Here is a 24591-nt window from a genome sequence, read left to right on the forward strand (position 1 = left end):
GCGGGGTGGAGCAGCCTGGTAGCTCGTCGGGCTCATAACCCGAAGGTCGTCGGTTCAAATCCGGCCCCCGCAACCAATTCTTAATCACAGTTTTCTAACTCAAGACACCCTCAAGGGTGTTTTTTTGTTTCTGGCCTCCGGAAACTACCCTATCCCGTCTGACTTCCCTAATGTATTTCCTTACTCCATTCCCAATCAGCCAATCCTTGGACCGATAAATTCCAAAGCGCCTTAATACCATTCCCAGCGCCATTACACCCGAGCAACTGCCCCACCGTTAGCAAAGTAAGCTTTGATTCCGGCAAATACAGATTCAGCAATTTGTTGTTGGAAATGACTGGTACGTAATTTACGTTCTTCTTCTACGTTACTGATAAAGGCGGTTTCTACCAGAATCGAAGGGATATCCGGCGCTTTTAATACGGCAAATCCAGCTTGATCAACTCGATTTTTATGCAGTTTATTAATTTTACCCAATCGATGTAACACTTCTTTACCAAATTTTAGGCTGTCGTTAATCGTCGCGGTCTGTAGCAGGTCAATCATGGTGTGATCCAGATAGCGGTCGCCGCTTTTACTGACGCCGCCGATCAGGTCAGCCTCGTTCTGGGTTTGCGCCAGGAATTTCGCCGCCGTACTGGTTGCACCTTTGGTGGATAACGCAAATACCGACGAACCTCGAGCGGCTCTATTGGTAAACGCATCTGCATGAATCGAAATAAACAGATCGGCGCGCTGCTTACGGGCTTTTGCCACCCTGACTTTCAGCGGGATAAACACATCTTCATTTCGCGTCATAAATACCCGCATATTTGGCTCACGCTGAATCAGCGCGCGAAGGCGGCGGGCAATTTGCAGCACAATGTCTTTTTCGCGAGTTTTGTTTTTCCCTATTGCGCCAGGGTCTTCGCCACCGTGCCCAGGATCCAGCATAATAACAATCGGGCGATCACGTCCTGCCTTACCCGCCCGAGCCGATTCGGCCGGCAAGGTTCGCTCCACGTTACCTTTGTTGTAATCCTCAAGTAGCGCCAACAAAGGATCGTCTTCCTCGGAAACGCCTCCCTTAGCGGGATAAAGATCGACAACCAGACGGTTACGGAATTTGGAAACAGGCTTCAGGGTAAACAGCTGCGGGCTAATACTTTGCTTGAGTTCCAATACTAGACGCACGGTATTTTTATCAAACTGTCCAACGCGAGCCTGCTTTAAGTAAGGATCGCCAGATTGGATTTGCTCACCAATCTCTTTCAGTACGCTATTGAGATGAACGCCTTCGATATCCACCACAATTCTGTCGGGATTCGTTAAAGCAAATTGGCGATATTTAAGTGGCGTATTCGATTCCAACGTCACACGGGTATAGGTTGAGGAAGGCCATACCCTAACGGCAACTACCTGAGATGCGGAGGCAAATCCAACCTGACTAACACTGAGTAACCAGGTTGCAGCTACGCCTTGCAGTAAACGGCGACGCGCGGGATTATGATCTGAATTTGCCATGGAACTCCAAAGTAACTACCAATAAACGATGAAAAAACAACCAAAAAAGATAATGATGGCAAAACTTTAGCGAATCACTCCTCCTCTGTCATCAGAAAACATTTTTATGTTATTCAATTTATTACTCTCTCATAGCCATACACATGCATTTAATAGCAATTTCTTGCTTGCCTTCACGGCCATAAAAGAATAAAAATACAAAAATACCGAATAAAAATTCAAAGAGGGTCTGCCGTGAAGGAACGTAGTACTGAACTGGTCCAAGGGTTTCGCCACTCAGTTCCCTATATTAATGCGCACCGGGGCAAGACGTTTGTCGTCATGCTCGGCGGGGAAGCGATCGAACATGAAAACTTCGCCAATATTGTCAATGACATAGGGCTATTGCACAGTCTAGGGATTCGTCTTGTGGTGGTTTATGGTGCCCGCCCACAAATCGACAGCAATCTCGCTCAGCATAACTATGAACCTATTTATCATAAGCATACTCGGGTAACTGATTCCCGAACTCTGGAGTTGGTTAAGCAGGCAGCAGGATTACTTCAGTTAGATATCACCGCTCGTTTATCCATGAGCCTGAACAACACGCCACTGCAAGGTGCTCATATCAACGTCGTCAGCGGTAACTTTATTATCGCGCAGCCGCTCGGCGTGGATGATGGCGTTGATTATTGCCACAGCGGCCGTATTCGCCGTATTGATGAAGAAGCGATTCATCGTCAACTGGATAGCGGGGCTATCGTTCTGATGGGGCCGGTGGCCGTTTCTGTCACCGGAGAGAGCTTTAATCTGACCTCTGAAGAGGTGGCAACGCAGCTTGCGATTAAGCTAAAAGCGGAAAAAATGATCGGTTTCTGCTCATCTCAAGGGGTAACGGATAGAGATGGGAATATTATTTCCGAGTTGTTCCCCAACGATGCCCAGAAACGCATTGAAGAACTGGAGCAAGAAGGCGACTACCACTCCGGCACGGTACGTTTCCTGCGTGGGGCATTAAAAGCCTGTCGCAGTGGCGTTCGTCGCAGCCATTTACTGAGTTATCAGGAAGATGGAGCACTAGTGCAAGAACTGTTCTCCCGCGATGGTATCGGTACCCAAATCGTAATGGAAAGCGCAGAGCAGGTAAGACGTGCAACTATTAACGATATTGGCGGCATACTGGAGCTTATTCGTCCATTGGAACAACAAGGTATTTTAGTGCGCCGCTCCCGTGAGCAGTTAGAAATGGAAATTGATAAATTTACTATCATCGAGCGTGATAATTTGACTATCGCCTGCGCGGCTCTCTATCCATTCCCAGAAGAACACATTGGCGAAATGGCCTGCGTAGCGGTTCATCCCGATTATCGCAGTTCGTCCCGCGGTGAAATGCTGTTAAAGCGGGTAGCCAATCAGGCACGCCAGATGGGGCTGAAAAAGCTGTTTGTGTTAACCACTCGCAGCATTCACTGGTTTCAGGAGCGCGGTTTTACTCCCGCAGAAGTGGACGTTTTGCCCGTTGAGAAGCAGGAACTGTACAATTATCAACGGCGTTCAAAGATCTTGCTGGCAGATCTATAGCTCATTGATATAAATAGCCCGTTGATATAAATAAATTTGAATCTGAGAATTTAAAAAGCGCAGCTCGTTACCGGTAAAGCTAATGATCGATGGTACAAATTATTAGTGGGGGTTCGAGCTGTAACTTTTATTTATGGGCAGCGCTTATGTGTAGATAGATGCCGATGCGTAGATGCTGATGCGTCGAAACGACAGATTTCTTATACGACGAACGTCAAAAACCAAGCAAACAAAAAAATAGCAACAAACTGATTTATAACGATTTATACATTCCCCTGCCGTTACTCTTTTTTGCTCATCAACATACCAAAACATTAACTGAAAGCCCATCACCTAACCCTTCCGCTGATAAGCTTTACCAGGCTTTCCATCCGCTTACGTTGAGATATTGCGACCATTTCCCCCATTAAACATGGCACCCAAATCACCGGCTAAACGCTAGCGAATTAAGCGTTCCACCAAACCACTGCGTCGCTGAGTTGGAGTCAATATTGCGCTGGTCAATACCTTATCAGTGCAATAGAGCGTTAAGTGCTTCCGAGCACGGGTTATCGCCGTATAAACCAATTCTCTGGTGACTACCGGAAGAAAATGGTTCGGTAAAACTAACGCCGTGTGCTCAAACTCCGATCCCTGAGACTTATGCACAGTCATCACATAGGCTGTTTCATGGCTGGGCAAACGACTCGGTTGTACCGATTTAATGCTGCCATCAGGTAACTGGAAATGAACGCGTAAATCGCCTTCAGAGTCATATAAAGCAATACCAATGTCGCCGTTGAATAACCCAAGGGCGCTATCATTGCGGTCAATCATTACAGGCCGGCCAAGATACCAGCGACCTGATGGCCCAGGAATCCGGCGAATCAATCCTTTCTGGTTGAGAATCTGCTCAATTCGTTCGTTCAGACCGCTAACGCCAAATGGCCCGGTTCGAAGCGCACAAAGCAACTGATAACGACCAAATTCAGTCAATATAACAGCGGGATCGGCCCCCTCAACCACCTGCTGCAAATAACGCTGATAACCGACGAGGCTATGGTGTAATAGAAGTTGGTAGTCCTCAGCGTCAGATAACGGGAAATACTCAATATCTTCGAAGTTGCCATTCAATATGGAGAGTGCCTCACGAGGCTTACCCGCGTTGACCGCTAACGCCAGTTGTCCAATGCCGGATTTCTCATCAAAACGGTAGCTTTTCCGGAGCAAACACAGGCTATCGCGTATATTTGCCGCGTTATCGATAGCAGTTCCAGCAAGCTGGCAACCGGTCAGACGCGTCAGCTCTTCTGCCCGCTTTGGGCTATACCCTGACTCTACCAGCCGGCAGATATCCCCTAAAACGGCACCGGCTTCAACCGATGCCAATTGGTCCCTATCTCCGAGGAAAATCACTCTAGCCTGCGGTGGCAGTGCCGCAATCAATTTTGCCATCATAGGTAAATCAACCATCGATGCTTCGTCTACCACCAATACATCCAAATTCAACGGATTTCCCCGGTGAAAGCGTAAACGTTGGCTATTGGGTTGAGCGCCAAGCAGGCGATGTATCGTTGAGGCCTGATCGGGAAACAGCTTTCTTTCGTTTTCACTGAGCGGCAGAGCGCTACTGGCCTTACCTAATGATTCCGTTAATCGCGCGGCAGCTTTCCCGGTCGGGGCAGCCAATTGAATACGCAATCTTTTCACTTCATTCAATTGCACCAGCGCCGTTAACAGCTTGGCCACCGTAGTCGTTTTTCCGGTGCCTGGCCCGCCGGAAATCACCGAAATTCGGCGAGTCACGGCAACAGCCGCAGCCACCTTCTGCCAATCGATTTCACTCGATGACGAACCAAACAGGTTATCCAGAATCCCTCGTAACCGTTTCTCATCGATTGGTTCATTCACTTCATCACGGGCAATAAAATCTGCTACATCGCCCTCACTCTGCCACATACGCTGCAAATAGAGGCGTTCCTGCTGTAATACTAAAGGCGTAGGTAAAGAGCCATCACTGATTGCATCCGAATTTTCTAACGCAGCCTGCAAATCTGCAGCATCCGGTTCGCCGGCAGCTTGCCATAACGCATGAGCCAAATCGGGCTGGCGCCCGCAAAACAGTCGTTCCGGATGCAATCTATCTAAAGGCAGGCAAACGTGCCCGGCTCCGGTTTCAGCGCTTAAATATGCTGCTACTAACTGGATTAAAGGAGAATTATCAGTGGCAATCATCCGTGCAAACTGAACGTCTAACGGGCGCAATAGTTTGTCGCTAACCGCCTGTTCCAGCAGCGTTATCATACTGACTCTCCTTCTACGTTCACGGATTCCCCGCTAAATAGGCGATCCATTCCTTCAACCAAGGCGATATCCGGCCGACAGTCAAAAACGCCGTTTCCGGGTTTTTGGCTGTCGGCACCACGTAAAAAGAGATAAATCACGCCGCCAAAGTGCCGCTGATACTCATAGTCGGGTAAACGATGGCGCAAATAACGATGCAGAGCCAAGGTATAGAGCTGATACTGCAAATCATAGCGATGTTCAGCCATAGCCTGTTCCATCGCCTCTCTGGTATAGGCGCTGCTATCTTCCCCCAGCCAGTTTGATTTGTAGTCCAACAGATAATATTTACCCTGCCAGCAAAATACCAGATCGATAAAACCTTTTAGCATTCCTTGAACCTGCTGGAAATCCAGCTTGGGGCAACGGGCGGATAGAGGGTCATAGTACCTGACCAAAGCATCCAGTTCATTTGGCTGCAATAAACGCTCGATAGGTAGGTAAAACTGCAGCTCTGCTTGCTTCTCCTTCGGTGATAAATGGCTCAATGTCACGCCTGTATTGTTTAACGGCGTAGTGAGGATATCGGTAATCCATTGATACAAAACCGGTTGCCATTCATCCCCTAGCCCCTGCTGCTGTAGTTGCTCAGCTAACCAGGCTTCGTCGAGGGGCTGACTGAAGTCCAAAGGTTCCAGTAAATCATGTAAAAAGGTTCCAGGCGCAGCGCCTCGCGGGAAGGTATGAGCCGTCAAACCCGCTTCTTCCGTAGGCCCTTGTTCTCCAGCAGCGTCGGTGTCCAGCTTCGGTAATAGCTCCTGAGGTAACACATCGTCTGCCGGAATACTGATATTTTTGGACGAGCCGTGTTGTTGTAACCCCGAATAACTGGTTACACGCCAGTTATCGAACATTCTGCGGGAGAAGGTACGACCAGCCAGCTCGGGCATAGGTTCGTTTTGCTGCTGCCACTGACGATCATCCAGCCGTTCGACCACGGTGACCGCAATATCCTCATCGGATAATTCAGCCAGTTTTTCAGCCAGGTAAACGGCGTCTCCTGCCTGCGCAGCTTGAACCAGGTAACCGAGAGCACTGAGATGCATATCACTCTCCCCCTGTTTTTTCCGGCCACCTTTAATGAGGGGAGCAATACCTATGCTACAGTGATAAACCGAGCGGGTAAGGGCAACGTATAACAGGCGAAGATCTTCAGCTAATCGCTCTTCTTCAGCCAGTTGCTTACTCTCGTCACTGGCGTTCAAATCCAGCAGGGCTTCAAAATTGGTTCTATCGTGGTACAACACATCCTGTTGCTGCCTGAAATTGCCCACAAAAGGCAACCAGACCAAGGGGTACTCCAATCCTTTCGACTTATGAATGGTGATGACCTGTACCAAATGGCGATCGCTTTCGAGCCTTAACTGTTGATTTTCCGATTGATGGTTGGGCTGAGCAATCTGTTGAGCCAGCCAGCGAACCAGACCATGCTCACTTTCTAACTGCGATTCTTCTTCCTGCAATAACTCCCCCAAATGCAACACGTCAGTCAGCCGCCGCTCACCACCAGCCGTAGCCAGCAGATTTTCAGCCAATCCCCTACGCGCAATAAGCTCACGTAGCATCGGTAAAACACCACGTTTTTGCCAGTGTTGGCGATAGCGATCAAACTCCTCAACTAACGCATCCCAAGCTTTTTCATCGTGATTAAGGGCATCTAACATCTGCGCATCCAGCCCCAGCAAACTGGTCGCCATAGCGCTGCGTAATGCCCTTTCTTGCTCTGGTGCCAATACCGCCTGCAACAACCACAATAAATCCTTGGCTTCTGGGGTATCAAATACGCTGTCTCGGTTGGACATATACACCGAAGGAATAGAAAGCAGACTTAAGGCATCACGTATTAACGCAGCTTCCGCGCGGCTACGCACCAGAATAGTGATATCCGACGCTTGTACCGGACGCGGCCCATCCGGTGTCTGTAAAATCGCCTTTCCATGCTGCCCGGCGGTTAGCCAATCACGAATCTGCACGGCACATTGGCGAGACATAAGCTGCTGATATTCACTCACACCAACGCCATCACCATGCTGTAACCAGAAATGCAGTGCAGGCTGCGTAAGACCCTCAATCTGGAAATCCAATACCTGGTTTTTCTCTGCCGCCGCAACTTCAATAAAGGGTATTTGCTCGAATAAAAAAGGCGCTTTAACTCGGCTAAATAAGCGGTTTACCGAACGAACCATCGGAAAAGATGAACGCCAGTTGGTTTCCAACGTGTAGTGAGCATTAACCTCAGAGCGAGCACGAATATAGGTAAAGATATCCGCACCACGGAATGCATAGATCGCCTGTTTGGGATCGCCGATAAGCAACAGACCGCAATCTTTCTGGCGGCCATACAGCGTATTGAAGATGCGGTATTGTTGAGGATCGGTGTCCTGAAATTCATCAATCATTGCAACGGGATAACGCTGCCGGATAGCGTCAGACAACATTTCACCGCCCGGCTGCTGTAAAGCAGCATCCAAACGGCTGAGAAGATCGTCAAAACCGAGCTCTGCCCGCTGCCGTTTCTCCTGCTGAACACTCATTCGAATTTCGCTGATAGCTCGAGCCAAAATCAGGTCTCGCAGCGTTAAGGGTTGTTCAAACAAAACGTCAATCGCGGTAAATAGTGGATGTTCAGGAACCGCACCTTTTTTGGTTTTTTCAAACAAAACTGTCTGGCGAAACTTCTCTAATTCTTTGGGCAAGAGATAGTCTAGGGTTTCCTGCTCGGCCCATAGCCCAACTTTCTCAAGCCAATTGGGGAGATGTTTACTGCTGTAACTACGCTTATCAACCCCTGATTCGCTAATCAAAGCAGCCAGTTCATGGGCGCTTTGACGCCAGAATTCTTTTAACTCATCGATCTTCGTGATGACCTGCTGATGACGGCTGAGAATCGTTTCGTCATCCCCAGGAGTTTGTCGCAGCTTAGGCGCCTCCCCCTGTAAATATGCAGATAAATCTTTGAGTAACGCTTCTGGTCCACTCCATTCCTGACTCACTACCGTGGCAACAGCCAAAGGCAATGGATAACAGTGACGACGCCAAAAATCGGCACAGGCCTGCCGCCGCAGCGGTAATTCATCCTGAATCAGTTTTTGTTCGAACAGAATCCCGGATTCAAATGCGTTATTAGCCAGCATCCTCTGACAAAAACCATGAATGGTATAAATCGCGGCTTCATCCATTTGCCGCTCGGCCGCAAGTAGATACGCCGCAGCAGCGGGTAAATCCGTGATCTCTGCCAATAACGCCCGATGCGCGGGATTACTACTCTGCCCTCGCACACAGGCGATACGTAATTCATGAATATTGTTACGGATTCTCCCCCTCAACTCTTCGGTCGCTGCTTCGGTAAAGGTTACCACCAAGATTTCCTCTACGGTCAGCGGGCGTGGGTAAGCGGAGCTTCCCCCCAATCCGAGTAACAATCGTAAATAGAGCAATCCGATAGTAAAAGTTTTACCCGTACCGGCCGACGCTTCAATCAGGCGTTCGCCATAAAGCGGTAAAGTCAGCGGTTCAAGGCGTTGGGGAGAATTTGTCATCATGGCACCAATACTTTCCGTGGCAGAGTTTGCTGTAACGAGGACACGTTAGGATAAGTTTTCCACCCTTTAGGCGCAGCATAACTCCCCACATCCTTTCCGTTACCTTTAACCTGAGAAAGCAACGCAAGCCCCTGAGGTTTAATCACTGCCTGCTGGAAATAGTCAGCTAGCTCGGCGTTATTAATTAGCCGAACCTGAGCGATCAATTTATCTCGAGTATCAAAAGCAAAATTATTTCGATTAAAGTCATTACTGAAGCGGCTGGCTTCTTCACCCAACGTCTGCGGGCGTTGCAGCAGTTGGTTAATCAGTCCCTGCTTATACTGCTCGAAATCTGCTGGTTTCATATCCCGCAAACGCTTCTCAGCCTGAGGATAGAAAGCCTGATAGCGTTGATAGAGGTACTTAGGTTGCTTGCTATTACTTTGCAGCAAGAAACCTATTCCCCATTGACGCCCTACCGACATCGGGAAGGCAAAGACGGCATAGCCTAACTGCTCCTCGGTACGCAACCGGTCGTAGAACCACGGTTGAATGATTTGCCCCAACAGGTTGCTGTAAGCCATGCTTTTGATTTCATCATAGCCAGTAGGAATATATACCGCAGCCAGAGCCGCATCAGTGCTACTACCAATTCGTTGTAAATTGGCCAGCTGCACCTTATCAACGATTACGTCTTCGTTGGTCCACCAATTTGTGCCAATGCAACCCAGCTGGTTTTTCAGGGCTTCAGCTAACTCGCTAACCTGTTTAGGTGCCATATTCCCGATAGCCAGGATTTCAACCGCAGACTCCTTAAGTAAACTATCACGGTAAGCGATCACGTCCTGCACTGTGATCGTATCGAGGAGCTTACTTCTTTCACTACGCTCGGTATAAGGCACGCGAGAAAGCATTTTTATCGGCTGAATCGCCAGTTCAAATGCTTTTCCTTTATCCGCAATAGCCAGCTGTTCGCGATACCAGGATTTAGCCTGCGCCAACTGCTCTTCTGTCGGAGTGAAGCTGGAGTACCCTACGACTAAAGAGGTCAATAGCTGAGGTAAACGCTGAGTAAAACCATTGGCATTGACGTATAAACCATTGTCCGGCCCGGTCGAGAAGCTAATGCCACCGATAGATGCCTGATAGCTCAATTGATCGAGAGAAAGTGAAGCCAGATAGTCTGTCAGAGCGAACAATACCTGATGACGAGCATCGTCCAGCGCATGTTGATTACGGAATGCGAGAGAGATATCCGCTTTAGGTTCATCGGCAAAATACTGGCTAGGCATATAGAACACCCGTAAACCTGGCTGATCGACGATTTTCTCTGGTCGGGTCATTTTTTTATCGACTTCAACCAAAGAAAAATTATCAGGAATATAAGGATTTAGCGTCGGTAAAGAGAGCGCGACTTTTTGTTCTAAATTTTGCCACTCTTTCAACTGCTGCGGCGTGATTTTGTTCACCTGATAAGGTGCATCAACAAAGTAAGCCGTTTTGTTATGTGGTTCATCAGGGCTGATGTACCAGATTCGGGCATTTTCCGGCGTCATTTCCGCCAATCGTGCTGCAATGGCTTTAGGATCAAAACGATCGGCCAGATAAGGCGCATCAAGCGTATGCTCGACCGGTACTCGCAGCATCATATCCACCAGCCACTCAATATAATCCATATCCCGAGTGATAGATGGATAACGGAAATCCAGGTTCAATACATGTGCAATTTCGTCAAAGTAGCTTTTATTAATGCCTTCTTTGGCCAACATTTTCAGATATTCAAAAATAGCCGCAACGACTAAATCTCGCTGTGCCAGCCCTTTATCTGTCAAGGATACTGAGATTGAAAATACTCCACCGTTGCGATCAACCATAGGATCGGCCCCTGCGTTGATCGAGTCGGCAAGCCCCTGCTTTTGTAGCCAATCAGATAAGGTGTTTTTGCTACGGTTACCAATCAGATAACTAATATAAGTATCTGTCTTGCTTCGAAATTCGGCACTATTGTTGTCGATGCGAAAATCAATTTTCAGCTGCTTACGCGGCTGTGCGGGAACATAGTGAATGATGATGCCGGTTTGCTCAGCGGTAACCACAGGTACGGTGATAGGTGGAACCTTGGCATCATGATTAGGAATACGACCAAACGTATCTGCCGCTAACTGAGCCAGCTTATCCAGAGGCTGGTTACTATAAATTACGCCAACCATCAGGTTTGCGGAATAATAACGCTTATAAAAATCTAACAGTTCATCGTGCAACTTTCCGTCAGGCTTATCTCTCAGCGTCTCCAAATTTCCACCGGAAAAACGAGCGCTAGGGTGAGCCGGATTGAGCGTTTCTGCGTTAACTTGCCCAATGCGCATACCGTCACGAGAACGGGCCATAGTCAGTTCGGCATTGACCGCGTTACGCTCACGATCGGCATTAATCGGATCCAGCAGAGGCTCGGCAATAGCATCGGCCAAACGTTCGAGCGCAGGTGCTAAGGCGTCATTTTCCACTTCCAGATAAAATGCTGTGCGATAAGAAGCCGTGCTGGCATTGTGGCTACCACCGTGTTTTTTCAGGAATTCCGAAAGATTTCCCGGTTCAGGGAATCGCTTCGACCCCATAAGAACCATATGTTCAAGGTAATGAGCTAACCCCAACTGATTATCAGGATCTTCCAGCGTGCCAACAGGCAGCGCCAAAGCAGCCAAAGACTTAGGCGCATCCTGGTCAGAAACCAAAAGTACCGTCATACCGTCAGCCAGTTTTATTGCCTGATATTTGCGTTGATCGTGTTGGCTTTTATGAATGGTTTCCGCTAATGGTTGCCAACCTGTCGAAGCCCAGCTAACCGGCATCCACAACCATAATAAGAAAATTACACCGGCGATACGGGTAAGCTGTTTGTGCATTCCTTTCTCCCATGACCCTAAAAATATGGCACCAGAATTTTGTCGCGTTTGTTGAGTACCAAACGTTTGGCACCTAGTTTTTCCACAGGCTGATACTCATCAGCAAATCTCAAAAAATGTAATATTTAGGACAATAAAACAATCAGTTAGCAAAAGGTGAACAGCTAAATAAAAAGTTCGAATACTATTGCCATTTACTCTTCACCGCCCAATTGTTGTTAAACTCGATTGTGCTGCGCAACAGGTAATAAGTAACGTTCCGTTTCTTGTAAAATCATCGCCAGACGAGCGCTGTCCATGTGGCGGAAAACTCGTTGAATGTAAGGATCTTCTCCCTCTCCAGCTATTTGCTGAGATCCCTGCCAAGCCAATAAAAGCTTGTTGCGGGCTTTTTCCTGCGTGTCTTCATCCCACAGAATTTGTCCAGACTCCGCATTAAAACACTGACTGAGCCAAGCCCAGCCACTTTTGCTCAAAAGCAATAATGGTCGGCTCATTCCTTTTTGGTAACCCTCGAGTAATATCTGCAGATTAGCCTGAGCCTCACAGGCCTCCAGAGGCCCAAAACGCCATGCGGTTCCTTTTCGACCATACATTCGGCTTTCGCCCTTTCCGCCCGCTGCACAGTAAACCACGTGTTCAACCCAAAGAAGCAACCCATCCACTGCGGTTAGAGCCGCTGGCCGCCAGCGAACTAATCCATCGGCTTGCACCTGATGTATCCAGCCGGTGATAGACATGTTTTCCACAGTGATATTTAATTCAAGGCTATATGTCTCGCAGCGCTCCTCTCTGACTTGCTCGGCAAGCAAGGCCATTTCTTCGAGCTGACCGCGCCAGTAAATCTCGCCAAATGCCCCGAAAGGAAGATCGCCACTCGCTCGCGCTCTAGCAAAAACTTTATCAACATCTGACTGCTCTACTAATGCATTCAATAACTGAGTATTTAGTTGATAACGGCTGAGATTATCCAGCGTGAATGGCTCTTCGTCTGGTAATTCCGTCTCTTCGATCACGAAGTTAACCCCCAAACGACGCTGGAAAAAGGCTCGAATCGGGTGACGATAAAAGCGGGTTAAGTCATCCAGTAGCAGTTCTTGTACTGGCTCCGGCGAGAGCGGCTGATTAAAATCAGGATGAGCCTTCCCCTTTGCGCCTGCAGCAGGCAACCATTCCACCGCATAGCTTTGCATTTCACTACCCTGAATAAAGTTCTCTATCGCGAAGGGTACTCGCGCATGCCAGTTTTGTAAGTGATCAATAACCTGTTGTGCGCTTTCATCCACGCTAACAGACTCATCGCCGGGAAGATGGAAACTCTGACCGATATATTCGATCAATTCACTCACCAGTACCGACGGATAGCGCAGACTATTATCCTGAATCGAACGCCCGATATAGCTGATATACAGACGCTGTTGTGCTGACAGTAGAGCCTCGAGGAACAGATAGCGGTCGTCGTCCCGACGGCTGCGATCTCCACGCTGAATTTGTTTAGCCATCAAATCAAAGCCCAACGGGGGCAGAGTGCGCGGGTAGACACCGTCGTTCATTCCCAACAAGCAAACCACTTTGAATGGGATTGAGCGCATCGGCATCAATGTGCAGAAGTTTATTGGCCCTGCCAGGAACCGCTGACTGATTCTCTCGTTATCCAACCGAGAAGCCAGTTCTTCTCGCAGTAAAGTCAGGGGAACACATTCAGGATACTGGGCGCTAATGCCATAACCGATCACTTTTAACCATTGCTGCTCAATCAGAGCAAGCACCGCTTCAGTTTCATTATCCTGTTCAAAAAAGGTATCGAGCAGTTGGCGACATAGCGGCGACCATTCCGCCAGCGTTCGCGCCTCACTCAATTGCTGCCTCCAACGACTCAGTTGCATCAGCATTTCGGCTAATTGCCCAACTATTTCTGCCGCCAGACCACTGGCTTCATCATATGGCAGAACATCATGCCAATCGCCGGCCTCACTGCTCATCGCGTAACCCAATAACATGCGAGTCAATCCAAAGCGCCAGGTATGCTGCCCCGTAGCCGGTAACGATAATTCGCGGACATTATCATCATCCAGCCCCCAACGAATGCCGGATTCACCGACCCACTGGCGTAAGCGTCGCAGCCCGTGTTCATCAATACCAAATTTGTTAGCTAGGGCTGGAACTTCCAGTAGCGCCAATACCTGCTCGGAGGTAAAACGGCTTTGAGGCAGGTCCAGCAAGGTAATGAAAGCCTGCAGCGCAGGATGTGCCTGACTGGCTTTCCGATCTGAGATAGCAAAAGGCAGGTAACGATCGGCAGAAACATTACCAAAAACCGCCTGAATATAAGGCGTATAGCTATCTATATCCGCAACCATCACAATGATATCTCTTGGCGTCAAACTGGGATCTTCCTCCAGCATGGCCAAGAGTTGATCCTGTAAGACCTCGACTTCTCTTTGTGGGCTGTGACAGATATGCAGGCAGATAGAACGATCAGACGGATCCAAAAGACGTTTTTTATCGCTGGAGGCTAACGTTTCTGGGGTTGTACCAATAACGGCGTGATCTTCTAGCTCCAGCATATCGTGTTGAATCGCGTGCAGCAGATTATCAGGCTCAATATCGACAAAAGCATGTACCTCTTGAATCTCATCGACCTGAGATAACAAATACATATGGTCGCGCCCCAAGCGTCCCCAAGAAGCCAAAAGAGGGTTACTTAGCTCTTGCTCCCCTTCCTCGTTAAACAGTAGTGCAGCATTCTCCGGCTCACGGAATAGGCTTAACTCCAGTTTTTCGCGATAATGTCGACGTTTACGGCTCTGCAACTTTGCCAGAAAAGCGTAATTCTGGATATCACCCCAAAAATAGCGGCAAGGATTGGTGAACATCAGGTGAATATCAATATGTTTACCTAAGGCTTGCAACGCCGACAGGTAGATTGGTGGTAATGCAGAAATACCACAGATAAAGACTCGTTTAGGCAAACCCGGAGGGCAAACGTCGGTTTCAAGTAAGGTGCGAATAAACCGTTGATAAAGATTGGCACGATGCCATTCTGGCTGCTGAAGCTGACGTGTATATTCGGTTAAAGCTTTCCAAAGCGGAGCCTGCCATTCCTGAGCCTCGTCCAGACCGTCGACTCTAAGCCCTTGCTCCCAAGCCTCCAGCCACTTGGGTCGATATACCAAATATTGGTCAAACAGGTCAGAGATCCGCGCCGCTAGCTGATAAATTTTTCGTTTATCGCCATCGTCACTCAGGTAGCGCTGTAGCGACGAAAAGACGGGTTCGTTTAGTAAATCGGGAAGTAGCCACATCAGTTTCCAAGTCATGGCATCTTTGCTGAAGGCGCTTTCTTTCGGTATGCCAGGTAATACCTTAGTAAACATATCCCAGATGAATGTTGCGGGCAGCGGGAACTCGATATTAGCCGCAATGCTAAACTGTTGTGCCAATTGCATCTGTAGCCATTGCGCCATTCCGGGGCTTTGCACCAAAATAACTTCCGGCTCAAAGGGATTATCCAACGGATCTCTTTCTATCAATGCCGTAGTCAGCGTTTTGAGTAAATCTAATTGATTAGAATGATAAACCGTGAACATCGCGACTCCCAAATGGCGCATATAATCTATAGGTCAATCGGGTCATTCCTGATGAATTCCCTCTAGTACCCAATACTCTAGCCTGACATAGCCTAATGTAACAGGTTATAAACCTATAAGAGATTCATAACCCCTTACTTCCCCGATAACAGTAAAGCCGATAAAGCTCGACTCGCTGTCGCAGCGGCGTAAGGATCTCAACGTTTAACCTCTCGCACAAGTCATCAACCCGCGTAATCACACTGTTATGTTGCCAGCCTGTACGTTGCCAGCCTGTCTTCGGTGGCCACGTCATTGACTCTGCAAGTTCCCTGGTCATAAAAGACTCGGTTTCATACTGAGCTAAAAGCCACGCCTGTTTTCCATGCCATTCCCGATAAAAACCCTGCAACAATATTTGGTGATATTGCAATACTCCGAGTAAGGAAACTGACAATAACAAAACCGCTATCATGACCTCAGGTAAGCTCAAACCCTGCTGACTGTTTTGATTGATGAACCGCCTCTCCATGGTCTTATTTTTCCTGCTAGAAATTGCTATTAGCCTGAGCAAAATTCCCTCTCCTTTTCCGGGCAAAAATCCAGCCAACCCTGAGCGATACCAACAATATGATGTCCCTCCGGCGAAACTTGCGCGTTGTCTGGAGCAACTCGCTGATAAAGATCTATTTTGTGCCCGTGGCGGTTCCCCCCCCCTTCTCCCCTTAATACGAAGATATTTGGTGTAACACTCGCTTTAATACAAACCCTCAATGCTTCTGAAAGATGCTCCTGACAGTGCCACAATCTTTTACTCTGCCGGGGGGGGGCTACCTGATGCAAAGGCCATCTCTGGCTTATTCCCCAGCTCAGGGCGGAAATCGCCAGGTTATAGCTACGCAGGTAATGTTGCTCATTACGACTCATCAGTAGCAGATTATCTAACTGCCTATGCATGGCCTGAAGCAACAAGAGGCTCAGAGCAAAAACGAAAGTCATCGTCATCAGTATGGCGCTACCGTTCTGCGAAGATTTTCTCATAGGTTGTAACCTCGGACTCTACGCTGCAACTCTTGCCGTATCTGCGTTCGCTTCCCTACCTGCCCAGATAAGTTAAGGGTTAAGAGATTTCCCCTTAACGGAATATATTCTCGTTGTACGTCAAAGCCAGTGACAAAAACTTCTGTTGCATCAAATAACCTTTCCCACCCACTACTTTGACAATCCGTTTCCCCGCGAGCACTTTCCAGCTGATTTTTACGTAGTCGATAGCCAAAATACTCGGAATGCTTATGCCTTATCCCCTCCCACTGACCGTTTCGATTCAGGTCGTAAGCCATAATGACGCAAGAATTGGCTTTCTCTCCTGAATACTGCCCCAGAAACAACCGCTTCCCTTGACAGAACCCATTGCAGAACCCGGCTCGGCGCAGATCTTTTTCAATGATTGAGAGAACCCGTTGCATTGATAATTCAAGCCGATAATGCTGATAAACTGCCGTCAGCCGCTGGCGTAGTTGCGGATAAATATTCACACTGCTTAAAACCATCATGCTGCCAAATATCAAGGCAACCATCACCTCCGGCAGGCTGAATCCGTCAGGGAAACAACAACCGAAACATCGGCTTCTTTTCGTTCGAAGGTTAGGGTCAGTGACTAACATAGTGGTATCCGAAACTGAGCATGTTTCTCTCCGCACAATCTGATTCGTCCATGATTCGAAATAACTAACCGAATACGACCTGCCGCATTAGCCAGAATAATTCGCCCCGGTTGCGCAGTGTTCCTTAGGCCATAAAATCCAAGGCTCTCAGGCGTTAACTCAACCAAAGTAATACCTGAGTAATCGGGCGTGAATAACCATCCATCCTGCGCCTGACACCCTTGTAATGGCTGCTCCCCGCTACCAATACACCAGGTATCATCGAAGCTGTGCCAGAGCAATGCCGGCCTATTCAACCAAAAAGCGTCAGCCTGCAAGCGAGTTAAGAAACCTAGTAACTGCCGAGCGGTTATCTCTAGCCTCTCCCGCTGCTGATAATGGCTCCAATGTTGAAAACTGCTGACTGAGATGTAAGCAAGCAGAGCCAGCACCAGTAGCCATTCAATCAGGCTAAACCCGCGTTGTTTCATACATACATGAGTTTTCATCCGGCGAGTTTAAGGAAATCACCAAATGAAGCCAGAGGTAGAATGAGAAGTCTGGAGAGGCTCCGCAACCTCTTTAACGGTGGTGTAATGGCGGCTGTCAATCTGCGTAGCAACACGCATTTCTAAACTGAAAATGAAAATAAGAAGGTCTGGGGAGAAATAAAAAAACGGAGCCGTTTGGCTCCGCTCTGTTCTGAGACTCATTTATTAAACAAGTCAGTTATAGCTGTTGTATTGACGGTTAAATAGCTATTGGAGCTTTAATCCCCGGATACGGATCGTAGCCTTCAATTTCAAAATCTTCAAAGCGATAGTCAAACAGCGACTCAGGTTTACGCTTGATCACCAGCTTCGGCAAAGCACGCGGCTCCCGGCTCAGTTGCAAATGAGTTTGTTCTATATGATTGCTGTACAGGTGAGTATCCCCGCCCGTCCAGACAAAATCGCCGACTTCCAGCTCGCACTGTTGCGCCATCATATGCACCAACAGCGCGTAACTGGCAATATTAAACGGCAAACCGAGGAATACATCGCAAGAACGCTGATACAGCTGGCACGAAAGCTTGCCATCGGCCACGTAGAACTGGAAGAAAGCATGGCACGGTGCCAGCGCCATTTGATCCAGCTCGCCAACGTTCCAGGCAGAAACAATGATACGGCGTGAGTCCGGATCTTGTTTTAGCTGCTCCACAACTTTACTCAATTGATCGATTTGGCGGCCGTCTGCCGCTCCCCACGCCCGCCATTGCTTACCGTATACCGGGCCTAAATCACCGTTTTCGTCCGCCCATTCATCCCAGATAGAAACGTTATTATCCTTCAGGTAACCAATGTTGGTATCCCCGTTCAGGAACCATAGCAGTTCATGAATAATGGAACGCAAATGGCAACGCTTGGTGGTGACCAGCGGGAAGCCTTCCTGCAAATTGAAACGCATCTGATGCCCGAAAACCGACAGAGTACCGGTTCCCGTACGGTCAGCTTTTGGGGTGCCCTCATCAAGCACTTTTTTCATCAAATCCAGATACTGTTTCATGTCACCTCACGAAAGTTGTTGCTGAGGACGGCGGTACGCCCAAATCATCATAATAATACCGGCCACAATCATTGGCACAGACAAAATCTGCCCCATGCTGATTACACCGTCGAACAGGCCAAGCTGCGCATCTGGCTGGCGGAAACATTCCACCACAATACGGAAGAAGCCATAACCAATCAGGAATAGCCCCGACACGCTGCCCATTGGGCGCGGTTTGCGGATAAACAGATTCAGGATAATAAATAGGACTACACCTTCCAGAATCATTTCATATAGCTGAGACGGATGGCGTGGCAACACTCCATACTGGAACAGAATGCTTTGTAACTGAGGATCGGTCGCTGCCAGCGCAATATCTTCACTACGTGAGGTTGGGAACAACATCGCCCACGGAGTATCCGTGGTTACTCGTCCCCAGAGTTCGCCGTTAATAAAGTTACCTAAGCGACCGGCACCTAAACCGAATGGAATCAGTGGCGCTATAAAATCGGAAACCTGGAAGAAATGGCGTTTTGTGCGATGGGCAAACCACAACATGACGCAGATAACGCCGACCAGCCCACCGTGGAACGACATGCCGCCATCCCAGACTTTAAACAGGTAAAGCGGGTTATCAATAAACATCGGCAGGTTATAAAACAGGACATAGCCTAAACGTCCGCCGACGAACACGCCGACAAAACCAGCATACAATAAATTCTCTACTTCATCTCTGGTCCAGCCGCTGCCAGGCTTGTTTGCACGGCGAACCGCCAACCACATGGCAAAAACGAAGCCCACCAAATACATTAAACCGTACCAATGGAGAGACACCGGCCCGATGGAGAAAATGATCGGATCAATATTAGGAAACGCCAGATAGCTGTTGCTCATCTATCACCACAATATGTCTAGGATTTTCCCCAAATTGGGGGCTGCAGGGAGCGCATGATAGCATAGGCAGGCGACATTCAGGGGAACGGCAAAGGGAAAAGTTCTGTAAACAATGACGGCGAATATTCCCGCCGCCCTCTGACTGCTCAGCTATTTTCCGCCTCGAATCAGCCCGCCTAAACCGCGGCGTTCCATAAATGCGGCAGTTAAATGACGCACATCGGTGGTCATTTGCGCCGTCAATACACGCTCTGCCAAAGCTTCCGCTTCGGCCAGATCAACATTACGCAGCAGGTATTTAATTCGCGCCACGCTGCGCCCATTCATACTCAAATGACGATAGCCTAGACCTATCAGCAGTAAAGCGCCCATAGGATCTCCGGCCATTTCACCGCATAAACTGACCTGTAAACCGGAATCGGTCGCCTGCACCAGTATTTGCCGCAGCACTTGCAGCATAGCCGGATGCAAACTGTCATACAGCGAAGCAACTCGCGTATTATTCCGATCAACCGCCAACAGATATTGTGTTAAGTCATTGGTCCCAACCGAAATAAAATCCACCCGAGATTTCAGGTACGGCAACATAAAGATCATCGCCGGTACTTCGATCATCACGCCAAGGCGCGGCTTTGGTAATTCATACCCCAGCGCTTCTTCCACTTCCCGTCCGGCTCGATCGATCAAGCGCTTCGCTTCATCCACCTCTTCCAGACTGGTGATCATTGGCAGCAAAATCCCCAGATTGCCGGTACCGGCATTGGCCCGTAGCATCGCCCGTACCTGAATCAGAAAGATCTCCGGCTGATCCAGCGTGATCCTTATCCCTCGCCAGCCCAGACACGGATTTTCCTCGCTGATCGGCATATAAGGCAGCTGTTTGTCAGCACCGATATCCAGCGTTCTAAGTGTGACCGGTTTTTGCGGATAAAGCTGTAACATGCCCTGATACTGGGCCACCTGCTCTTCTTCGGAAGGAAAGCCGCTCTGGAGCATAAAAGGAATTTCGGTACGATACAGGCCGACGCCATCGACGCGCCCGCCGAGCAGTTGCTCATGTTCCGGACTTAAACCCGCATTGAGCAGCACCTGAATACGTTCGCCACTTTTCAGCTCAGCGGGTTGCTCAACATCGTCTTCGGCCAGCTTGCTCAGCTCGATTTCTTCGTTAACCAGACGCTGGTATTCCTGCACCAGCACCGGCTCTGGATCCACCAGAATCTCGCCGCGATAGCCATCAACAATCAATAATCTTTGGCTTAATAGGGAAGGCTGAATATCCGCACCCATTACGGTAGGAATACCCATGGCGCGCACCAGAATCGCCGCGTGCGAATTTGCTGCACCATCGCGCACCACTACGCCCACCAGACGATCCTGAGGAACTTCAGCCAACAAAGTGGCGGTTAATTCATCAGCGACCAGAATAAAACGCTCAGGCCACTGGCTCGCGCCGGAGGTGCTGTCATCGAGATGGAAGAGTAAACGCTGCCCCAGAGCACGCAGATCGCCGGCTCTTTCACGCATATAAGTGTCTTGCAGGCTGGCAAACTGAGCAGCAAACTGCTCCACAACTTGCTTGACCGCCCATTCCGCAACGGAACCGGCGTCAATTTCAGCAAACAACTCCCGCTTCAGGCGAGCGTCGTTTAATAAGTGGGAGTAAAGGTCAAAAATAGCCGCACTTTCTTTCTGGGAACTAGCGGCAAAACGCTTACTGAAACGACGAAACTCGGCCGCCGCTTCTTCCAATGCCTGAGTTAAGCGTTCACGCTCACGCGCGCTATCCAAGGTTGAGGCTTTGTAAACCTGATCCAGTGAAGGCTGGGTAGTGTCCTGCCAACCTTCTGCAACCGCCACGCCCGGTGCGGCAGCCAGTGCCCGAATGCGAGTTTGACGATATTGACCAAAAATAGCGTTGAGCTGAGATTGAGACAGAATGGCCGCCAACTGTGTGGCCAGCGTGACCATAAATGATTCTTCGCTTTCATCGAATTGACGATGTTCTCGCTGCTGCACCACCAGCACGCCGAGCAATTGCCGACGATAAATAATGGGAACACCGAGAAAAGCGCGGAAGCTATCTTCTTTAACCTGCGGGACATACTTAAAACTGGGGTGACTTTGCGCATCAGCCAGGTTGATCGGTTCGGCCAGTCGCCCGACCAATCCCACCACACCTTCATCAAAAGCCAGCGTAATAGTGCGACCCCGAGGCTTTTTCAAACCTCGGGTCGCCATTAGGTAATAACAACGACGGTCATTATCTGCCAGATAAATCGAGCAAACTTCCGTGTTCATCGCCAGACAGGTTTCATTGACCAACAGCTCTAACGCATCCGTCAGGCTGGCTGCCATCGCAACTTTCTCTACGACTTCTCGTAAACGCGTGAGCATGATTGGATAACTTAACCTCTTTTCCGGCGATAAGCGGGTGGTGTCCGCGGCGGAGTCACCTCCTGCATCGGCATCACTGTAGCAGCAAATTCCTTCATCACGCGGCGGTAGACATCCCGTTTGAATGACACCACCTGACGAACCGGATACCAGTAGCTTACCCAGCGCCAACCATCAAATTCTGGCGTGCTGCTGCGCTGCATATTGATATCGGCATCGTTACACATTAACTGCAGTAAAAACCATCTCTGCTTTTGGCCGATGCAAACCGGCTTTGTATCCCAACGCACCAAACGTTTCGGTAATTTATAACGCAGCCAGTTACGGGTTGAAGCCAGTATTCGGACGTCCTTTTTATTCAGTCCAACTTCTTCAAACAGTTCGCGGTACATCGCCTGTTCCGGCGTTTCGCCAGGGTTGATTCCTCCTTGAGGAAACTGCCAAGAGTGCTGACCGTAACGTCTGGCCCACAACACCTGCCCCTGCCTATTACAAATTACAATACCCACGTTCGGGCGGTAGCCATCATCATCGATCACCGGACTACCTCGATAAGCTTAATACTCAAAGATGCTCTGATTGTTTCACACTACCAACAGGCGGTAAACCACTGCTTATCAGTGATTGAAACACCATGACCTTGGGATAACTCACAGATATTGGCAAAGTTATAAACACCCTCGGCCAGGCTCGGCTAATTTTATTCACTTTTTCTGTGGATATATGTGTGCAGAACTCAGGGGTAAGACGGGTACAACTCATTTTAAGTAAATTATAGACGAATAACAAAAAACAAATTAACTCATATTTTTCATCAAATTAAGTTATGCACAGGGTATAAGTAAAGTGCAAAAATGTGATCTGTATCCGTTTATGATCCTTGGCTGATTAAAGATCCACCAATGCGGTTTTTATCCACAGATAATGCGGCTAAGTTACACAAAAAATGGCTAAACTCGCAAAAAAACCCTGCGTCAAGGCTGTAAATTGAACCAGTATTCATGTTTCAACCAGGTTATCCCACAAATCTGTGGATAAATAGGTGTAAGATCCTGTTCATTGTTGCTGGCAGCTAGTGTACAAATCGATGAAAACAAAATCACAGCCCGGTTTAAGTGCTAAAAAATCACTGTTAAATCATGCTATTATTAATTTTCATTCACAGCGATAATTAAAGTTCGCTGCGGTGTATTAAAGCAGTGCATTTTTTAACCCATCCTGATGAGTTTTTTCACTATGTCGGTTTATTCACAACCCCCAGCACCACCGGTAGACGAACAACAGCTCGTGGATCGCGCTCAGGCGCTGGCAGGCTTCACGCTAGGAGAGCTTGCCGCCCGGGCTAACTGGCCTATTCCTGCGAATCTAAAGCGTGATAAGGGGTGGGTTGGTATGCTATTGGAGTTTTATTTAGGTGCCAGCGCTGGCAGTAAGCCCGAACAGGATTTTGCAGATATTGGCATCGAGCTAAAAACGATCCCAATCAGTGCGCAAGGTAAACCGTTAGAAACGACATTTGTGTGCGTCGCGCCCTTAACCGGAAATAGCGGCGTAACCTGGGAAAGTAGCCATGTTCGTCATAAACTGGCGCGAGTTTTATGGATTCCGGTTGAAGGTGAACGACAAATTCCACTCGCCGAACGTCACATCGGCGCGCCACTGTTGTGGAGCCCAAACGCAGAAGAAGAAGAGCTGCTGCGCCGCGATTGGGAAGAATTAATGGATCTGATTGTGTTAGGTAAGGTGGAAAGTATCACTGCCCGCCACGGTGAAGTATTGCAATTGCGTCCCAAAGCGGCGAATAGCCGAGCCTTAACCGAAGCTATCGGCGAAAAAGGCCAGCCAATTCTGACGTTGCCGCGCGGGTTTTACCTAAAGAAAACCTTCACCGCGCCCTTGCTGGCTCGGCATTTCCTGCTTTAGAGATTGTTCTGAGCCGTACTGAGGTTATGATCCATTAATAACAGCGTATAATTACATTCTTGTATTTTTTAAGGTGTGTAAACGCAATGTTTGAATGGATTGCCGATCCAAATGCCTGGCTGGCACTGGGCACGTTGACGATTCTGGAAATTGTTCTGGGTATTGACAATATTATTTTCCTTTCTCTAGTCGTAGCAAAATTACCTAAAGCCCAACAAAACAAAGCTCGTCGCATTGGGCTGGCCGGTGCCATGCTAATGCGTTTGGCATTACTGGCCTCTATCGCCTGGGTTATTCGCCTGACTAATCCATTATTTACGGTGATGGAACATGGGGTTTCCGCGCGGGATCTGATTTTGTTACTCGGTGGACTCTTCCTGATTTGGAAAGCCAGTAAAGAAATCCACGAAACGGTAGAAGGCAGCAATAACGATCATCAGAGCAATGTCAGCACGTTCTTTGGTGCCATCGTACAAATCATGCTGTTGGATATTATCTTCAGCCTGGATTCTGTTATTACCGCTGTGGGACTTTCCGATCATCTCTTTATTATGATGGCGGCGGTGGTTATTTCCGTGGGCGTGATGATGTTTGCCGCCAGACCTATTGGCGAATTTGTTAACCGTCATCCTTCCGTCAAAATGCTGGCACTGGCATTCCTGATTTTAGTGGGGTTCACCCTGATGCTGGAAAGCGTTCAAATCCACATTCCGAAAGGCTACATTTACTTCGCCATGTTCTTCTCTATGGGCGTTGAAACGCTGAACCTGCTGCGCAGCAAAAAGAATAAAACCAATAATATTTAAACCTAATTTCTGCGGGTGCA

16 protein-coding genes are annotated in these 24591 nt (G+C 48.6%); 3 read left to right on the forward strand and 13 right to left on the reverse strand.

Features of this window, described 5'->3' with window-relative positions; genetic code table 11:
• Positions 1 to 252 precede the first annotated feature (252 nt).
• Positions 253 to 1503, reverse strand: coding sequence for an N-acetylmuramoyl-L-alanine amidase AmiC (gene amiC / locus DBA33_RS16715; RefSeq protein WP_064514820.1), 1251 nt, complete (start codon positions 1501 to 1503; stop codon positions 253 to 255).
• Between the two features lie 234 nt (positions 1504 to 1737).
• Between amiC and argA the strand changes: the two genes are divergently transcribed.
• Complete coding sequence (gene argA, locus DBA33_RS16720) at positions 1738 to 3063, forward strand: amino-acid N-acetyltransferase (protein WP_064514821.1); 1326 nt, start codon at positions 1738 to 1740, stop codon at positions 3061 to 3063.
• A 438-nt stretch (positions 3064 to 3501) separates the two neighbouring features.
• Here argA and recD read toward each other — a convergent pair whose 3' ends face one another.
• From recD to rppH, 12 genes are all read right to left on the reverse strand, one after another.
• Positions 3502 to 5346: an exodeoxyribonuclease V subunit alpha gene (gene recD / locus DBA33_RS16725; RefSeq protein WP_064514823.1), complete on the reverse strand. Its 1845-nt coding sequence runs from the start codon at positions 5344 to 5346 to the stop codon at positions 3502 to 3504.
• Complete coding sequence (gene recB, locus DBA33_RS16730) at positions 5343 to 8927, reverse strand: exodeoxyribonuclease V subunit beta (RefSeq protein WP_120806847.1); 3585 nt, start codon at positions 8925 to 8927, stop codon at positions 5343 to 5345. Before recB ends, recD begins: the two co-directional genes overlap by 4 nt.
• The gene (gene ptrA / locus DBA33_RS16735) at positions 8924 to 11812 is read right to left on the reverse strand and encodes a pitrilysin (RefSeq protein ID WP_064514827.1); all 2889 of its coding nucleotides are present in this window, start codon (positions 11810 to 11812) and stop codon (positions 8924 to 8926) included. Before ptrA ends, recB begins: the two co-directional genes overlap by 4 nt.
• Before the next feature lie 218 nt (positions 11813 to 12030).
• Positions 12031 to 15402 (reverse strand): exodeoxyribonuclease V subunit gamma, encoded by a 3372-nt coding sequence (gene recC, locus DBA33_RS16740; protein WP_120806848.1) that lies wholly within the window; start codon positions 15400 to 15402, stop codon positions 12031 to 12033.
• A 124-nt stretch (positions 15403 to 15526) separates the two neighbouring features.
• Positions 15527 to 15913 (reverse strand): prepilin-type N-terminal cleavage/methylation domain-containing protein, encoded by a 387-nt coding sequence (locus DBA33_RS16745; RefSeq protein ID WP_064518341.1) that lies wholly within the window; start codon positions 15911 to 15913, stop codon positions 15527 to 15529.
• 29 nt (positions 15914 to 15942) lie between these two features.
• Entirely contained in the window at positions 15943 to 16422 is a 480-nt protein-coding gene (locus DBA33_RS16750) for a YgdB family protein (protein WP_064514831.1), read from the reverse strand.
• Entirely contained in the window at positions 16419 to 17045 is a 627-nt protein-coding gene (locus DBA33_RS16755) for a prepilin peptidase-dependent protein (RefSeq protein ID WP_120806849.1), read from the reverse strand. Before DBA33_RS16755 ends, DBA33_RS16750 begins: the two co-directional genes overlap by 4 nt.
• A complete protein-coding gene (locus DBA33_RS16760; protein ID WP_235601016.1) occupies positions 17039 to 17515 on the reverse strand; it encodes a prepilin peptidase-dependent protein in 477 nt (158 codons plus the stop codon). Before DBA33_RS16760 ends, DBA33_RS16755 begins: the two co-directional genes overlap by 7 nt.
• 259 nt (positions 17516 to 17774) lie before the next feature.
• Complete coding sequence (gene thyA, locus DBA33_RS16765; protein ID WP_064514837.1) at positions 17775 to 18569, reverse strand: thymidylate synthase; 795 nt, start codon at positions 18567 to 18569, stop codon at positions 17775 to 17777.
• 6 nt (positions 18570 to 18575) lie between these two features.
• Positions 18576 to 19445: a prolipoprotein diacylglyceryl transferase gene (gene lgt, locus DBA33_RS16770; protein WP_049599839.1), complete on the reverse strand. Its 870-nt coding sequence runs from the start codon at positions 19443 to 19445 to the stop codon at positions 18576 to 18578.
• A 150-nt stretch (positions 19446 to 19595) separates the two neighbouring features.
• Complete coding sequence (gene ptsP / locus DBA33_RS16775) at positions 19596 to 21842, reverse strand: phosphoenolpyruvate--protein phosphotransferase (protein WP_064514839.1); 2247 nt, start codon at positions 21840 to 21842, stop codon at positions 19596 to 19598.
• 11 nt (positions 21843 to 21853) lie between these two features.
• Positions 21854 to 22381 (reverse strand): RNA pyrophosphohydrolase, encoded by a 528-nt coding sequence (rppH, locus tag DBA33_RS16780; RefSeq protein WP_049599834.1) that lies wholly within the window; start codon positions 22379 to 22381, stop codon positions 21854 to 21856.
• A gap of 697 nt (positions 22382 to 23078) precedes the next feature.
• On the opposite strand from rppH, the gene mutH reads away from it, so the two are divergent.
• Both mutH and DBA33_RS16795 read left to right on the forward strand, forming a co-directional pair.
• Positions 23079 to 23765, forward strand: coding sequence for a DNA mismatch repair endonuclease MutH (gene mutH, locus DBA33_RS16790; protein WP_064514841.1), 687 nt, complete (start codon positions 23079 to 23081; stop codon positions 23763 to 23765).
• An 86-nt stretch (positions 23766 to 23851) separates the two neighbouring features.
• On the forward strand, positions 23852 to 24571 hold the full coding sequence (locus tag DBA33_RS16795; RefSeq protein WP_064514843.1) for a TerC family protein: 720 nt from the start codon (positions 23852 to 23854) through the stop codon (positions 24569 to 24571).
• The last annotated feature ends 20 nt before the right edge of the window (positions 24572 to 24591 follow it).

The sequence above is a fragment of the Yersinia sp. IP36721 genome (assembly GCF_003634395.1).
GTDB lineage: Bacteria > Pseudomonadota > Gammaproteobacteria > Enterobacterales > Enterobacteriaceae > Yersinia > Yersinia entomophaga.

Coding starts and splice junctions, on each gene's coding strand:
- amiC (WP_064514820.1), bottom strand. CDS start 1,503: ATGGCAAATTCAGATCATAATCCCGCGCGTCGCCGTTTACTGCAAGGC.
- recD (WP_064514823.1), bottom strand. CDS start 5,346: ATGATAACGCTGCTGGAACAGGCGGTTAGCGACAAACTATTGCGCCCG.
- recB (WP_120806847.1), bottom strand. CDS start 8,927: ATGATGACAAATTCTCCCCAACGCCTTGAACCGCTGACTTTACCGCTT.
- ptrA (WP_064514827.1), bottom strand. CDS start 11,812: ATGCACAAACAGCTTACCCGTATCGCCGGTGTAATTTTCTTATTATGG.
- recC (WP_120806848.1), bottom strand. CDS start 15,402: ATGTTCACGGTTTATCATTCTAATCAATTAGATTTACTCAAAACGCTG.
- DBA33_RS16745 (WP_064518341.1), bottom strand. CDS start 15,913: ATGGAGAGGCGGTTCATCAATCAAAACAGTCAGCAGGGTTTGAGCTTA.
- DBA33_RS16750 (WP_064514831.1), bottom strand. CDS start 16,422: ATGAGAAAATCTTCGCAGAACGGTAGCGCCATACTGATGACGATGACT.
- DBA33_RS16755 (WP_120806849.1), bottom strand. CDS start 17,045: ATGTTAGTCACTGACCCTAACCTTCGAACGAAAAGAAGCCGATGTTTC.
- DBA33_RS16760 (WP_235601016.1), bottom strand. CDS start 17,515: ATGAAACAACGCGGGTTTAGCCTGATTGAATGGCTACTGGTGCTGGCT.
- thyA (WP_064514837.1), bottom strand. CDS start 18,569: ATGAAACAGTATCTGGATTTGATGAAAAAAGTGCTTGATGAGGGCACC.
- lgt (WP_049599839.1), bottom strand. CDS start 19,445: ATGAGCAACAGCTATCTGGCGTTTCCTAATATTGATCCGATCATTTTC.
- ptsP (WP_064514839.1), bottom strand. CDS start 21,842: ATGCTCACGCGTTTACGAGAAGTCGTAGAGAAAGTTGCGATGGCAGCC.
- mutH (WP_064514841.1), top strand. CDS start 23,079: ATGTCGGTTTATTCACAACCCCCAGCACCACCGGTAGACGAACAACAG.
- DBA33_RS16795 (WP_064514843.1), top strand. CDS start 23,852: ATGTTTGAATGGATTGCCGATCCAAATGCCTGGCTGGCACTGGGCACG.